The organism is Kitasatospora sp. NPDC127111 (assembly GCF_042677465.1).
Lineage (GTDB): Bacteria > Actinomycetota > Actinomycetes > Streptomycetales > Streptomycetaceae > Kitasatospora.
The window spans coordinates 53,320-67,178 of the sequence record NZ_JBHXTG010000052.1; the positions used below are offsets into that span (position 1 = coordinate 53,320).

The 13,859-nt window shown below is 71.5% G+C and carries 12 protein-coding genes; 9 read left to right on the top strand and 3 right to left on the bottom strand.

Annotated features, from left to right (window positions below):
- Positions 1–186 precede the first annotated feature (186 nt).
- The 9 genes from ACFVHB_RS27195 (at position 187) to ACFVHB_RS27235 (ending at position 10,724) form a co-directional block, all read left to right on the top strand.
- Positions 187–1,698: a gamma-aminobutyraldehyde dehydrogenase gene (locus ACFVHB_RS27195; RefSeq protein ID WP_380327451.1), complete on the top strand. Its 1,512-nt coding sequence runs from the start codon at positions 187–189 to the stop codon at positions 1,696–1,698.
- A gap of 52 nt (positions 1,699–1,750) precedes the next feature.
- Positions 1,751–3,004 (top strand): spermidine/putrescine ABC transporter substrate-binding protein, encoded by a 1,254-nt coding sequence (locus ACFVHB_RS27200; protein ID WP_380327453.1) that lies wholly within the window; start codon positions 1,751–1,753, stop codon positions 3,002–3,004.
- Between the two features lie 37 nt (positions 3,005–3,041).
- Positions 3,042–4,184, top strand: coding sequence for an ABC transporter ATP-binding protein (locus ACFVHB_RS27205; RefSeq protein WP_380327455.1), 1,143 nt, complete (start codon positions 3,042–3,044; stop codon positions 4,182–4,184).
- Positions 4,181–5,125 carry an ABC transporter permease gene (locus ACFVHB_RS27210; RefSeq protein ID WP_380327457.1) on the top strand — a complete coding sequence of 315 codons (945 nt, stop codon included), beginning with the start codon at positions 4,181–4,183 and terminating at the stop codon, positions 5,123–5,125. Before ACFVHB_RS27205 ends, ACFVHB_RS27210 begins: the two co-directional genes overlap by 4 nt.
- Positions 5,125–5,928: an ABC transporter permease gene (locus ACFVHB_RS27215; RefSeq protein ID WP_380327459.1), complete on the top strand. Its 804-nt coding sequence runs from the start codon at positions 5,125–5,127 to the stop codon at positions 5,926–5,928. The genes ACFVHB_RS27210 and ACFVHB_RS27215 overlap by 1 nt, the downstream gene beginning before the upstream one ends.
- Positions 5,929–5,991: 63 nt before the next feature.
- Positions 5,992–7,386 carry an NAD(P)/FAD-dependent oxidoreductase gene (locus ACFVHB_RS27220; protein ID WP_380327461.1) on the top strand — a complete coding sequence of 465 codons (1,395 nt, stop codon included), beginning with the start codon at positions 5,992–5,994 and terminating at the stop codon, positions 7,384–7,386.
- 167 nt (positions 7,387–7,553) lie between these two features.
- Positions 7,554–7,985: a hypothetical protein gene (locus ACFVHB_RS27225; RefSeq protein ID WP_380327463.1), complete on the top strand. Its 432-nt coding sequence runs from the start codon at positions 7,554–7,556 to the stop codon at positions 7,983–7,985.
- A gap of 129 nt (positions 7,986–8,114) precedes the next feature.
- A complete protein-coding gene (locus ACFVHB_RS27230) occupies positions 8,115–8,978 on the top strand; it encodes a hypothetical protein (protein WP_380327464.1) in 864 nt (287 codons plus the stop codon).
- 222 nt (positions 8,979–9,200) lie between these two features.
- A complete protein-coding gene (locus ACFVHB_RS27235) occupies positions 9,201–10,724 on the top strand; it encodes a CoA-acylating methylmalonate-semialdehyde dehydrogenase (protein ID WP_380327466.1) in 1,524 nt (507 codons plus the stop codon).
- A 117-nt stretch (positions 10,725–10,841) separates the two neighbouring features.
- Here the strand turns inward: ACFVHB_RS27235 and ACFVHB_RS27240 are convergent, their stop codons facing one another.
- The 3 genes from ACFVHB_RS27240 to ACFVHB_RS27250 all read right to left on the bottom strand — a co-directional run bounded on the left by ACFVHB_RS27240 (position 10,842) and on the right by ACFVHB_RS27250 (position 13,190).
- Positions 10,842–11,486: a TetR/AcrR family transcriptional regulator gene (locus ACFVHB_RS27240; RefSeq protein WP_380327468.1), complete on the bottom strand. Its 645-nt coding sequence runs from the start codon at positions 11,484–11,486 to the stop codon at positions 10,842–10,844.
- A gap of 154 nt (positions 11,487–11,640) precedes the next feature.
- Positions 11,641–12,402 carry a DUF4166 domain-containing protein gene (locus ACFVHB_RS27245; protein WP_380327470.1) on the bottom strand — a complete coding sequence of 254 codons (762 nt, stop codon included), beginning with the start codon at positions 12,400–12,402 and terminating at the stop codon, positions 11,641–11,643.
- Complete coding sequence (locus ACFVHB_RS27250) at positions 12,399–13,190, bottom strand: hypothetical protein (protein WP_380327472.1); 792 nt, start codon at positions 13,188–13,190, stop codon at positions 12,399–12,401. The genes ACFVHB_RS27245 and ACFVHB_RS27250 overlap by 4 nt, the downstream gene beginning before the upstream one ends.
- Positions 13,191–13,859: the final 669 nt, after the last annotated feature.

The following is a 13,859-nucleotide window of genomic DNA, read 5'->3' on the forward strand; positions in this document are numbered from 1 at the left end:
TCCTCGGTGATCAACCGGACCGGATTCCCCCCGTACCCGGGCGCGGTGACTCGACCAGTCGTCCGACGCCGGTACGGGCCCTCGCGGCCGTCGGCACGCGCAGCACGACGGAGACCGGCCGCCCCGCACGCCGCACCGGCGGCCGGGCCGCGGGCGACCGAACCACCGGGCACTTGGAGGAACCAGATGGACCTGACCGAATTCGGCGCGGGCGCGCAGTACATCGCGGGCCGGCAGAGCCGGGGCAGCGGCGAGCCCTTCCAGGTCGTCAACCCGGCCGACGGCAGCGTGGTCGAGCAGGTCACGCTGGCCTCCACCGACCAGGTCGACGCCGCCGTGGCCGCCGCCCGGGCGGCCCTGCCCGGGTGGGCCGGCACCACCCCGGGCGCCCGCTCCGAGGCGCTGACCCGGCTGACCGCCGTGCTCACCGACGCCGCCGCCGACCTCGCCCAGGTGGAGACCGCGCAGACCGGCAAGCCGGTCAAGCTCGCCACCGAGTTCGACGTCCCCGGCACCATCGACAACACCGCCTTCTTCGCCGGGGCCGCCCGCAACCTGGAGGGCAAGGCGGCCGGCGAGTACTCCGGCGACCACACCTCGTACGTGCGGCGCGAGCCGGTCGGCGTGGTCGGCTCGATCTCGCCGTGGAACTACCCGCTGCAGATGGCCGCCTGGAAGATCCTCCCGGCGATCGCCGCGGGCAACACCATCGTCCTCAAGCCGGCCGAGCTGACCCCGCTGACCTCGCTGATGTTCGCCAGGGCCTGCACCCTGGCCGGCATCCCGGACGGCGTGGTCAACGTCGTCACCGGCGCCGGACGCACCGCGGGCGAGCACCTGGTCTCCCACCCGGACGTCGCGATGGTCTCCTTCACCGGCTCCACCCCGGTCGGCCGGCGGGTCGCCGAACTCGCCACCGCGACCGTCAAGCGCACCCACCTGGAGCTCGGCGGCAAGGCCCCCTTCGTGGTCTTCGACGACGCCGACCTGGACGCCGCCGTGCACGGCGCGGTCGCCGCCTCGCTGATCAACGGCGGCCAGGACTGCACCGCCGCGACCCGCGCCTACGTGCAGCGGCCGCTCTACGAGGCCTTCGTGGCCGGCGTCGCCGAACTGTACGGCGCGATCCGGCTCGGCGACCCGCGGGACCCGCGGACCGACCTCGGCCCGCTGGTCTCCCACGTCCACCGCGACCGGGTGGCCGGCTTCGTCGAGCGCGCCCGCTCCTACGCCACCGTGGTCACCGGCGGGTCCGCCCCCGAGAAGGGCCACGACGGCACCGACCTCACCCGCGGCGCCTACTACCTGCCCACCCTGGTCACCGGCGCCGCCCAGGACAGCGAGATCGTCCAGGGCGAGGTCTTCGGCCCGGTCCTGGTCGTGCTGCCCTTCGACAGCGACGACGAGGGCCTGCGGCTGGCCAACGACACCCCCTACGGCCTGGCTGCCTCCGCCTGGACGAGCAACGTCCACCGCTCGCTGCGGGCCACCCGGGAGATCGCGGCCGGCTGCGTCTGGGTCAACGACCACATCCCGATCATCAGCGAGATGCCCCACGGCGGCTACAAGTCCTCCGGCTACGGCAAGGACATGTCGCAGTACTCGCTGGACGAGTACACCCAGGTCAAGCACGTCATGTTCGACACCACCGCGGTCGCCCGCAAGGACTGGCACCGCACCGTCTTCGGAGACAGATAACCGGACCGGGTGGACCCCCACACCCCCCTTCGCCCCCCAGGAGGCCCGTCCCATGGCGTTCAACGAGCTCACCGACGGTCTGTCGGAACCGGTCCGCAAGGCCTGGGAACGCAGCCTGACCAGCGGCCGGGCCGCCCTCAGCCGGCGCACCGTGCTGCGCGCCGCCGCCCTCACCGCCGGTGCCGGCACCCTGGCCGCCTGCGGCATCCCGCCCGCCAGGACCACCGGCAGCGGTGACTCCGCCGCGAACGCCGCCAAGGACCTCTCCGACAGCGAGCGGGAGGTGAACTTCTCCAACTGGCCGCTCTACGTCGACACCGACGAGAACGACAAGGAGAAGCACGGCACCCTGGAGGCCTTCACCGCCGCCACCGGGATCAAGGTCAAGTACACCGAGGACGTCAACGACAACGTCGAGTTCTTCGGCAAGGTCAAGCCGCAGCTCGCGGCCGGCCAGGACACCGGCCGCGACCTGATGGTGCTCACCGACTGGATGGCCGCCCGGCTGATCCGCCTCGGCTGGGCCCAGAAGCTCAACCCGGCCAACGTCACCACCGCCATCACCAACGTCGAGGCCCGCTTCCGCGCACCCGACTGGGACCCGGGCCGGCTCTACTCCTACCCGTGGGCCGGCATCCAGACGGTGGTCGCCTACAACAAGAAGGCCACCAAGGGGAAGGAGGTCACCAGCGTCGCCCAACTGCTGGAGGACACCGACCTCAAGGGCCGGGTCACCTTCCTCTCCGAGATGCGCGACAGCATCGGCATCACCCTGCTGGACATGGGCAAGGACCCCGCGAAGTTCACCGCCGACGACTACGACGCGGCGATCGCCCGGCTGCAGAAGGCCGTGGACAACAAGCAGATCCGCCGCTTCACCGGCAACGACTACGGTCAGGAGCTCTCCTCCGGCGACATCGCCGCCTGCGTCGCCTGGGGCGGCGACCTCATCCAACTCCGCGCCGACAACCCGGACATCGAGTTCGTCATCCCGGAGAAGGGCTTCGTGACCAGCACCGACAACCTGCTGGTGCCGGCCAAGGCGCAGCACAAGGCCAACGCGGAGAAGCTGATCGACTTCTACTATCAGCCCAAGATCGCGGCGCAGCTGGTCGCGGGCATCGGCTTCGTCTCCGCCGTCACCGGGATGAAGGAGGAGCTGGCCGCCCTCGCACCGGACAGCGCGGACAACCCGCTGGTCGTCCCCACCCCCGACATGGCGGCCAAGGCGCACGTGTTCCGGACCCTCACCGAGGCCGAGGAGAGCGGCTTCGAGGAGAAGTTCTCCAAGCTCATCGGCGCCTGACCCCCCGACGGCAGAGAAACCAGAGAGACACCGACCCATGACAGAGCAGCAGCGCCCGGCGGCCACCGGCGGCGACGTCCGCCTCACCGGCATCGGCAAGACCTACGGCTCCTTCACCGCCGTCCACCCGCTCGACCTGACCGTCCCGCAGGGCTCCTTCTTCGCCCTGCTCGGCGCCTCCGGCTGCGGCAAGACCACCACCCTGCGCATGATCGCCGGGCTGGAGGAGCCCACCACCGGCACCGTCCTGATCGGCGGCCAGGACGTCACCGCCCTGCCCCCGTACAAGCGGCCGGTGAACACCGTCTTCCAGAGCTACGCGCTCTTCCCGCACCTCGACATCTTCGAGAACGTCGCCTTCGGCCTGCGCCGGCGCGGCCGCAAGGACGTCAAGAAGCAGGTCGACGAGATGCTGGAGCTGGTCGAACTCGGCCAGTACGCCCGCCGCAAGCCGCACCAGCTCTCCGGCGGCCAGCAGCAGCGCGTCGCCGTCGCCCGCGCCCTCATCAACCACCCGCAGGTGCTGCTCCTGGACGAGCCGCTCGGCGCCCTCGACCTCAAGCTGCGCCGCCAGATGCAGCTGGAGCTCAAGCGGATCCAGACCGAGGTCGGCATCACCTTCGTCCACGTCACCCACGATCAGGAGGAGGCCATGACCATGGCCGACACCATCGCGGTGATGAACGGCGGCCGGGTGGAACAGCTCGGCGCGCCCGCCGACCTCTACGAGAACCCGGCCACCACCTTCGTGGCCAACTTCCTCGGCCAGTCCAACCTGCTGCCCGCCGACGTCACCGGCAGCGAGGGCGGCGACCTGCTGCTCAGCGCCGGCGGCAGCCGGCTCGCCGTGCCGAAGGCCCGCTGCGCCACCGAGGCGAAGAAGGTCCACCTCGGCGTCCGACCGGAGAAGATCACCATCGAGCACTCCTCCGCCGAGGTCGCCGACGGTCGCAACCGGCTGGCCGGCACCGTCGTCGACTCCAGCTTCATCGGCGTCTCCACCCAGTACCTGGTCCGCACCGACGGCGGCCAGGAGGTGACGGTCTTCGAGCAGAACATGGAGCGCGACGCCCGGATCGTCCCCGGCGCACCCGTCGTCCTGCACTGGAACCCGGCGCACTCCTTCGCCCTGGACGCCGCGCAGGCGATCGACGCGGGCACCGCGGAGGAGGCGGCATGACCACCACCACCGAGGCCGCACCGGCGCAGGCGATACCCCCGGACGGCAGCCCGCTGCCCGGGACCGCGCCCAAGCCGAAGCGGAAGCTCACCCCGTACTGGCTGCTGCTGCCCGGCATCGCCTGGCTGGTCGTCTTCTTCGCGGTGCCGATGGTCTACCAGGCCTCCACCTCGCTGCAGACCGGCACCCTGGAGGACGGCTTCCGCGTCACCTGGCACTTCGCCACCTACTGGGACGCCCTGGTCGAGTACCGCTGGCACTTCGTCCGCTCGTTCGGCTACGCCGCCACCGCGACCGTGCTGTGCCTGGCGATCGGCTACCCGCTCGCCTACACGATCGCCTTCAAGGCGAGCAGGCGCTGGCGCAACGTCATCCTGATCCTGGTGATCGCGCCGTTCTTCACCAGCTTCCTGATCCGCACGCTGGCCTGGAAGACCATCCTCTCGGACGGCGGACCGGTGGTCGGCGCGCTCAACGCCCTGCACGTCCTGGACGTCACCAGCGCCCTCGGCCTCACCTCCGGCGACCGGGTGCTGGCCACGCCGCTCGCCGTGGTCTGCGGCCTCACCTACAACTTCCTGCCGTTCATGATCCTGCCGCTGTACACCTCGCTGGAGCGGATCGATCCCCGCCTGCACGAGGCGGCCGGCGACCTCTACGCCCGACCCTTCACCACCTTCCGCAAGGTGACCTTCCCGATCTCGCTGCCGGGCGTGGTCGCGGGCACGCTGCTCACCTTCATCCCCGCCTCCGGCGACTACATCAACGCGCAGCTGCTGGGCTCGCCGAGCGAGCAGATGGTCGGCAACGGCATCCAGAAGCAGTTCCTGAACGTGCTCGACTACCCCACGGCCGCCGCGCTGAGCTTCATCCTGATGGCCCTGATCCTGGGCATGGTGACGGTCTACATGCGCAAGGCCGGGACGGAGGAACTGGTCTGATGTCCCGAGTGATCAAGTGGATCCGCGCCCACCTGGTGGTGCTGGCCGGCCTGCTGGCCCTGGCCTACCTCGTGCTGCCCAACCTGGTGGTGCTCGCCTTCTCGTTCAACAAGCCGGTCGGCAAGTTCAACTACGAGTGGAACGAGTTCTCCACCGACGCCTGGACCGACCCCTGCGGCGTCGCCGACATGTGCCAGTCGCTCTCGCTGAGCCTCCAGGTCGCGGTGCTCGCCACCATCGGCGCCACCGTGCTCGGCACCATGGTCGCCTTCGCGCTGGCCCGCCACCGCTTCCGCGGCCGCTCGGCCACCACCGCGATGATCTTCCTGCCGATGGCCATGCCCGAGGTGGTGATGGCGGCCTCGCTCGGCACCCTCTTCCTCAACATGCGCATCCCGTTCGGCTTCACCACCATCCTGATCGCGCACATCATGTTCTGCCTCAGCTTCGTGGTGACGGCGGTCAAGGCGCGCGTGATGAGCATGGACCCGAGGCTCGAACAGGCCGCCCAGGACCTCTACGCGACCCCCACCCAGACCTTCCTGCGGGTCACCCTGCCGCTGGCCGCCCCCGGCATCGCCGCCGGCGCGCTGCTCAGCTTCGCGCTCTCCTTCGACGACTTCATCATCACCCAGTTCAACTCGGGCCCGACCACGGTCACCTTCCCGATGTTCGTCTGGGGCGCCTCGCAGCGCGGCATCCCGGTGCAGGTGAACGTCATCGGCACCGCGATGTTCATCGCCGCCGTCGCGCTGACCGTCGGCGGCCAGTGGCTCGGCAACCGCCGGAAGGCCACCGCCTGACGTACCGTCGTCCAACGGTGGCCGTACAACCGTCATCTATCCGCAGAAAGTGGCTGATAATGCATGGACTCCGCCCGCGCACTCAGTGACGCCAAGCCCACCCCCTTCTGGCTGGAGGACCCGGGCCGGCCGGCGGCGCTGCCCGCCCTGGTCGGCGACGCCACCTGCGACCTGCTGGTCGTCGGCGGCGGCTACTCCGGCCTGTGGACCGCCCTCATCGCGAAGGAGCGCGACCCCTCGCTGGACGTCGTGCTGGTCGAGGGCAACGAGGTCGGGTGGGCCGCGTCCGGGCGCAACGGCGGATTCTGCGCGGCCAGCCTCACCCACGGATTCGGCAACGGCCTGCAGCGCTGGCCCGCCGAACTCGCCCAGCTGGAACGCCTCGGTGCCGCCAACCTGGACGGCATCGAGGCCACCCTCAAGCGGTACGGCATCGACGCCGAGTGGGAGCGCACCGGCGAGATCGACGTCGCCACCCAGCCCCACCAGGTCGAGGAGCTCCACGAGATCGCCGAGGCCGCCGCGCGGTACGGCTTCGACCTCACCGTCCTGGACGCCGACGAAGTGCGCGCCGAGGTGAACTCGCCGACCTTCCTCGGCGGCCTCTGGGACAAGGAGGGCGTGGCGATGGTCCACCCCGCCAAACTCGCCTGGGGCCTCAAGGACGCCTGCCTGGCCCAGGGCGTGCGGATCTTCGAACACACCCGGGCCACCGGCCTGCGGGAGTACGGCAGCGGCACGGCCGTCCGCACCCCGTACGGCCGGGTGTTCGCCCGCCGCGTCGCGCTCGGCACCAACGTCTTCCCGTCCCTGCTCAAGCGGGTCCGCCCGTACGTCGTGCCGGTGTACGACTACGCGCTGATGACCGAACCGCTCAGCGACGAGCAGCTCGCCGCCATCGGCTGGCGCGGCCGGCAGGGGCTCGGCGACAGCGCCAACAAGTTCCACTACTTCCGGCTCTCCGCCGACAACCGCATCCTCTGGGGCGGCTACGACGCCGTCTACCACTACGGCGGACACGTCCGGCACGAGTACGACCAGCGGCCGGAGACCTTCCGCACCCTCGCGAACCACTTCTTCCGCTGCTTCCCGCAGCTGGAGGGGCTGCGCTTCACCAACGCCTGGGGCGGCGCGATCGACACCTGCAGCCGGTTCTCGGCGTTCTTCGACACCGCCTACCGGGGCAAGGTCGCCTACGCCGCCGGGTTCACCGGGCTCGGCGTCGGCGCCACCCGGTTCGGCGCCGAGGTGATGCTCGACCTGCTGGCGGGGGAGCGGACCGAACGCACCTCGCTGCAGATGGTGCGCAGCAAGCCGCTGCCGTTCCCGCCCGAGCCGGTGCGCTGGGCCGGCATCGAGATCACCACCCGCTCGCTGGAACGCTCGGACCGCAACGGCGGGCACCGCAACCTCTGGCTGCGCACGCTCGACCGGCTGGGGCTCGGCTTCGACAGCTGACCGCCGGCCGCACAGGTCCATCCGGGTGCACCTCGGCGAGCGAGGACCCGTGCGAGCGATTACCCGTGTAAGAGAGACCCGCCGTCCGCCTCTCGTTGGTGACGGCGGGTCTCGGCTTCCCGTCGCGCTACGACCAGCGCGGCAGCGCTGGGGAACGGGGACAGCACATGGAGATCACCGGACTGCACTGGCTCGCCCAGGCGGCACCGGACCCGGAGGCCTTCCGGGAGCAGTGGGAGCGGACCGGACTGGGCCTGATGCCGCTGCCCGCCGGGCGGCGCTGGGACGTCCTCTCGGTGCCCGGCCGGCTCGGCCGTCCGGTCGTCGACATCCTGGACGCCCGTTCGTGCGGACCGGTCCTCGCCGACTTCGGCGGGGAGAGCGTCGGCTTCCTCGTCCCGGTCGGCACCGCCGCGCGGTGGGTCGGCACCGGGGTGCGCACCGCGGGCGAGGGCACCTGGATCGTCGTCCCGCACCCCGGACGGCGCAGCCGCGGTGTCCGCTGGCTGGTCCCGCCCGACGGTTCCGGGCGGCTCAACGACCCCGTGCTGCTGGAGCTGGCCCTGCACGAGGCCGCGGCCCGGCTCACCGGCTGGTGAGGTGCCGGTGGTGAGGCGGCGGCGGGCGGGGCGGCGGCGGGTGGGGTGGTGAGGTGAGCACGGTGCGGGCGGGGGCGGGCGGACGGCCCGGGCGGTCGCGCGCTGCGCCGGGCGCGTCAGACTGGAAGCGTGACCACCGCCCCCGACGCCCTCGACGCGTCCCTCCGCCCGGGCCCGGCCCAGCTGCGGCTCGCCGAGCTCGCCGTGCCCGTCTGCGACCGGCTCGGGCTCGTCCTCGCCGGCGGGCACGCGCTGCGCGCCCACGGCGTGCGGGCCTGCGCCCAGGACGGGCTCACCCTGGTGACCAGCGGCGGCACGGATCTGACCGCGGCCGCCGCCGAGCTGGCCGCCGCCTACCGGGCCGCCGGCGGAGGGGTCGCCGAGCGCCCGGGAACGCCGCGACTGGAACAGCTCTCCGTCCGGCTGACCCTCGGCGGGCGGACGCACACGGTGGAGCTGCGCAAGGAGCCGCTCGGCCACCGCCCGGTCCGGGTGGACCTCGGCGCGCCCGCGCCCGGGGAGCCGTCGCTGACCATGACGGCCGTCGCCCTGGAGGACGCCGCCGCGCTCACCACCGCGCTGCTCGCCGACCGGGGCCTGCCCCGGGACCTGATCGACGTGCACGCCCTCACCGCCTGGTACCGCGAGGGCGGGCTGCTCGCGCTGGCCGGGGCACTCGACGCGGAGTTCCAGCCCGCCGTCCTCGCCGACCGGCTGGAGACGCTGGCGGAGGCCGCCGACGGCCGGTTCCGCGCCCGGGGCCTCCCGAGCGGCGCGGTCGACGGGCTGAAGCGGTGGGCGCTGGCCTGGGCGCAGGACCTGCGGCTGGACCTGCTGGAGACGCAGGAGGCCGCGGACGGGCTGCACGACCCGTACCTGGAGGACGTCGAGGCGGGCGAGGACGTCGAGAGCGGCGAGGACGTCGAGAGCGGCGAGGGCACCGGGAGCGGCGAGGGCGACGGGAAGGCGAGCCGCGAGCCCGGGGAGGACTGAGGGAGAGCCCGGTCCTCGCCCGTTCGGCCCACTCGGCCGACGACCTGTAAGGCTGAATCCCCGATCCCCGTCAGCCTGTTCGTTGAGGCGCGGGGCGGCGGCCACCACACTGGGTGGTGAGCGCGGTTAGCCCCGTGATCCCGTCGCCCGGCCCACCCGCGGGCGGCGCCACACAAGGGACCGGCGGCAGGACGCCGCCCGGGACTTCGGAGGCAGACGGACTTGAGCAAGCACATCATCCACTGGATCGGCGGCGAGCCGGTCGCCACCGCCGGCGCCGCTCCCCGCCGCGGTGACATCTTCGACCCCGCCACCGGCCAGGTCGCGGGCCACGTCGACTTCGCGGAGATCGCCGAGGTCGACCAGGCCGTGGCCGCCGCCGCATCGGCCTTCACCGAGTGGCGCAACGCCTCGGTGGCCAAGCGCACCACGGTCCTCTTCAGCTTCCGCGAGCTGCTCAACGCCCGCCGGGACGAGCTGGCGTCGATCATCGTCTCGGAGCACGGCAAGGTGCACTCCGACGCGCTCGGCGAGATCGCGCGCGGTCTGGAGGTCGTCGAGTACGCCTGCGGCATCCCGCAGCTCATCAAGGGCGGCTTCACCGAGCAGGCCTCCAGCGGCATCGACGTGTACTCGATCCGCCAGCCGCTCGGCCCGGTCGCGATCATCTCGCCATTCAACTTCCCGGCCATGGTGCCGATGTGGTTCTTCCCGATCGCCATCGCGGCCGGCAACACCGTCGTGGTGAAGCCCTCGGAGAAGGACCCGTCCGCCGCCAACTTCCTCGCCGAGCTGTGGAAGGAGGCCGGCCTGCCGGACGGCGTCTTCAACGTCGTGCACGGTGACAAGGTCGCCGTCGACCGTCTGCTGGAGCACCCCGACATCAAGTCGGTCAGCTTCGTCGGCTCGACGCCGATCGCCCGCTACGTCTACGAGACCGGCACCCGCTACGGCAAGCGCGTGCAGGCGCTCGGCGGCGCGAAGAACCACATGCTGGTCCTGCCCGACGCCGACCTCGACCTCAGCGCCGACGCGGCCATCAACGCCGGCTTCGGCGCGGCCGGCGAGCGCTGCATGGCCGTCTCCGTGCTGGTCGCGGTCGACCCGATCGGTGACGAGCTGGTCGAGAAGATCAAGCAGCGGATGGCCACCCTGAAGGTCGGCCCCGGCTGCAACGGCGACTCCGAGATGGGCCCGCTGGTCACCGGCCAGCACCGCGACAAGGTCACCTCCTACGTGGAGTCCGGCGTCGCCGACGGCGCCGAGCTGGCCGTCGACGGCCGGAAGCACCCGATCACCGCCGAGGACGCGAACGGCGCCCCGACCACGGACGGCTTCTGGCTCGGCCCCACGCTGTTCGACCACGTGAAGCCCGGCATGTCCGTCTACAACGACGAGATCTTCGGCCCCGTGCTCTCGGTCGTGCGCGTCGCCTCGTACGAGGAGGGCGTGGCCCTCATCAACGCCAACCCGTACGGCAACGGCACCGCCATCTTCACCAACGACGGCGGCGCGGCCCGGCGCTTCCAGTACGAGGTGGAGGTCGGCATGGTCGGGATCAACGTGCCGATCCCGGTGCCGGTCGCCTACTACTCCTTCGGCGGCTGGAAGGCCTCGCTGTTCGGCGACACCCACGCCTACGGCCCGGACGGCGTGCACTTCTTCACCCGCGGCAAGGCCGTCACCCAGCGCTGGCTCGACCCCTCGCACGGCGGCATCAACCTCGGCTTCCCGACCAACAGCTGAGCCCGCGCTCCGGGGCCCCACCCCCGGAGCCGACGGCCGACGGCCGGACCTCTTCCCCTTGGAGGTCCGGCCGTCGTGCTTCCCACCAGGTGTTCCGGAGCTCCGCGGCGCGCCGGCTCAGACGGTCGCGCCGTTGCGGCCGACCTCGCGCCGCACCTTGGCCCGGACCGCCCGGGACACCACCGGCCCGAGGCCGTCCACCACCTCGACCAGCACGCCCAGCCGGTCCAGAGCGGTGAACGCCGCCGCCGCCGCCTGCGGGTCCACGCCCTCGTAGAGCTCCAGACCGACGAACGCCCCGGTCACCGTGCGGGCCAGCCCGGGGAGGTCGAGGAACTCGGCGAGCGGGTGATCGGCGAAGAGCCGGTCCAACACCCGCTCGATCTCCTCCGTCCACATCCGCAGGGCGTCGGCCGACGCCTCGGCGAGCTGTGGCTGCCCGGTCGAACCGGCCAGGAACTGCCCGAGCAGGGCGACGTTCCCGTTGGCACGCTCCTGCTCGTGCAGCCCCTGCCCGAGGCTCAGCAGTTCGCGCAGGGAGCCCGCCGCCGCGAAGTGCGGCCGGTACTGATCCAGCCGCTGCGCGGTCTCGCGCAACGCGGCCGCCGCCAGCAACCCCTCCACCGTCTTGAAGTGGTAGAACACCAGCGCCTGGTTGGCCCCGGCCTCGCCGGCGATGCTGCGCGCGGAGACGCCGGCGATTCCCTGCCGTTTGAGCACGCTGATGGCAGCCTCCATCAGCCGCTCGCGTGTGTCGCTCATGCGGGGCAGCGTATCGGCCCTGCGCCGGCGTCCGGCCTTCCCCTCGTTCCCCTCGTTCCCCTCGTTCACGGGAGCCGTCGCGTTCGATGCGCCCCGGTGCTCACGGCGTTCCGTTCGCTCATGAGGTCCCGTTGGCCTCTTCGGCAGCGTCGGGTCATGCGCGGGCGGACTCGCGGACCGGCCGGACGTGGTTCGGGATCCCCTCGGCACCGACCAGCGGGTACTCGGCGGTGAACCAGCCCTGGTACCCCATCACCAGGCCGACCAGCGGGTTGGTCACCCGGACCTGGATGCGGAACCGCTCGGCCTCGTCGTCGAACCACTCGTGCAGGTCCGCCCGGCCGGTCAGCACCGACGGCCAGCGCGGCGAGCCGGGGAGCCCGGTGAGCCGCTGCTCGCCCGAGGAGATCACCAGGCCGCCCCGGGCGGTCACCCGCGGGTGGAGGTCGACCGCGAGGTGCTGGTGCGTGCCAAGGAAGTCGACGACCGTGCCCGGCCGGTCGCGCGAGCCGATCATGGTCGCGTCGAAGCGGCGGGGCCGGGTGAACTGGAAGGTCCGTACGAAGGTGACGGTCTCGCGGCCGAAGCCGTCCCGGTAGGCGTAGTTGGCGATGGTGAAGGGCACGTTCCGTCCCTCCTCCGGGAAGAGGATGTTCTGCCGGCTGCCGATCCTCAGGAACGGTGCCAGCCAGTCGGCCCCGCGGCGGATGCGCTCCATCCGCCCGGTGCCGATGCAGGCGATGCCGTCCGCACTGGAGAAGCCGAAGCGACGCTGCAGCTGCGGGTGCAGGCGGTCGAAGTCGGAGCCCATGGCCTCCCGGAAGATCGACCGGGAAGTGGCGGTGCTGCTGATGGTGCCGGTGGCGGCGGTGGTGGAGGAAGTGGGGGTGGGCAGCGGTCCCAGGGTGGTGGTCACGGGGTCTCCAGGGTGTCGAGCAGCCGGGGTGGACGGGCGGGACGGGTGCGGTCCGGCCGCCTGGCACAGCGCCGGGCCGCCGGGGTGAGGGCGGACGGTGGGACGAGGAGCGAGAGGAGGAGAGCGAGGACCGCGCAGCCGGCTCCGGTGATGACACCGGCTCGGCCGTCCGTCACGGCGTCGGCCAGCGCGCCGATCACGGCGGCGCAACCGAGCCGGACGGCCGCCTCGCCGACGGCGCGGCGCAGGGAGCGTTCGGGCGGCACGCCGTGTTCGGCCCACAGCCGGAGGCGGTCGAAGGACCACGCCGTGAGCCAACCGACGAAGGGCCGCACGAGCCAGCGGTCCAGCCAGACCCCGCCCGGTAGGCGCCAGCCCCGGTAGTCGTAGCCCGTGACGAAGAGGACGGATTCGTCGGTGGGGGACCCGGCCGGGGTGTACCGCCAGTACCCCGCGCCCTCCTGGAGCGGCGAGAGCCCGCCATCGGCGGCGAACCGCAGGGCGCTGATCCGCGAGCCGTCCGGCCGGTGCCGCTCAGCGACGGTCACCCCGGTGCCGGTGAGGGCCGGCCCGACGGGCAGGCCCAGCCAGTACCGGAACCGGACCAGCCCGGGTGGGTCCGGTGCGTCTTCCGCGTGAACGTCTTCCGCGTACCGGATGCGGGTGAACCGGGCGTCCCAGCGTTCATGAGCCTCCGGTACCTGGGTGAGTTCCCAGAGCACGTCCATCGGTGCGCGGATCCGAGCCTCGACGTAGATCGGCCTGGCCGACCGCCCGCGAGCAGGCATGACTGTCCCCCCGAGACGAGCGTTTGAGCGACTGCTCAAGTTCGATGGCGGCATGATGGCAGATGTTTGAGCAGTCGCTCAAGAGCCGGACCGGGCGGCCGGCGGCCCCGAGACGTTTGCATCGGCCAGTCGATCGGCGTAGTGTTTCCTAGTCGCTCGGCAGGGAGCACCGGACACGCGTCTGCGCGGACGGTCCCGGGGCGGCCAATCCTTGGAAACACCACTTCCCAGTTCGGGCTGGGTCGCGTCTTGCCTTTTTCGGCTCTGCGGCTCGGGTTTGTTCTGGCGTGTCGGTTTATATGGGTTGCGGCTGGATTCGCTTTTCGGAGCGGGGTTCGGCTAGAGTTTGAAACGTCGGACGGGGCGTCAAGCCGCAGAAGACACCAGCGAGTTGGATGAACGAAGCGCCGGAAACGGAGCGGAAAACATCTGATAAGCTGGAAACACGAAAGAACGAAGCGCCCGGAGGGCCCGCTGGAAGGCGGTCCGAAGGAAGTGTCCGTTCCTTGAGAACTCAACAGCGTGCCAAAAGTCAACGCCAGATATGTTGACATCCCCGGCCTCAGGACTTCCTGGGGTTGGAGATTCCTTTTGAAATAACACAGCGAGGACGCAGTGCGCGGGGCCGCCCTATTCCGGTGGTTGCCGTGCCGCTCAACGCGGGTGTGA

Bases quoted from the DNA above. Each gene is read 5' to 3' on its own strand.
- ACFVHB_RS27195 (WP_380327451.1), top strand. From the start codon at position 187: ATGGACCTGACCGAATTCGGCGCGGGCGCGCAGTACATCGCGGGCCGG.
- ACFVHB_RS27200 (WP_380327453.1), top strand. From the start codon at position 1,751: ATGGCGTTCAACGAGCTCACCGACGGTCTGTCGGAACCGGTCCGCAAG.
- ACFVHB_RS27205 (WP_380327455.1), top strand. From the start codon at position 3,042: ATGACAGAGCAGCAGCGCCCGGCGGCCACCGGCGGCGACGTCCGCCTC.
- ACFVHB_RS27210 (WP_380327457.1), top strand. From the start codon at position 4,181: ATGACCACCACCACCGAGGCCGCACCGGCGCAGGCGATACCCCCGGAC.
- ACFVHB_RS27215 (WP_380327459.1), top strand. From the start codon at position 5,125: ATGTCCCGAGTGATCAAGTGGATCCGCGCCCACCTGGTGGTGCTGGCC.
- ACFVHB_RS27220 (WP_380327461.1), top strand. From the start codon at position 5,992: ATGGACTCCGCCCGCGCACTCAGTGACGCCAAGCCCACCCCCTTCTGG.
- ACFVHB_RS27225 (WP_380327463.1), top strand. From the start codon at position 7,554: ATGGAGATCACCGGACTGCACTGGCTCGCCCAGGCGGCACCGGACCCG.
- ACFVHB_RS27240 (WP_380327468.1), bottom strand. From the start codon at position 11,486: ATGAGCGACACACGCGAGCGGCTGATGGAGGCTGCCATCAGCGTGCTC.
- ACFVHB_RS27250 (WP_380327472.1), bottom strand. From the start codon at position 13,190: ATGCCTGCTCGCGGGCGGTCGGCCAGGCCGATCTACGTCGAGGCTCGG.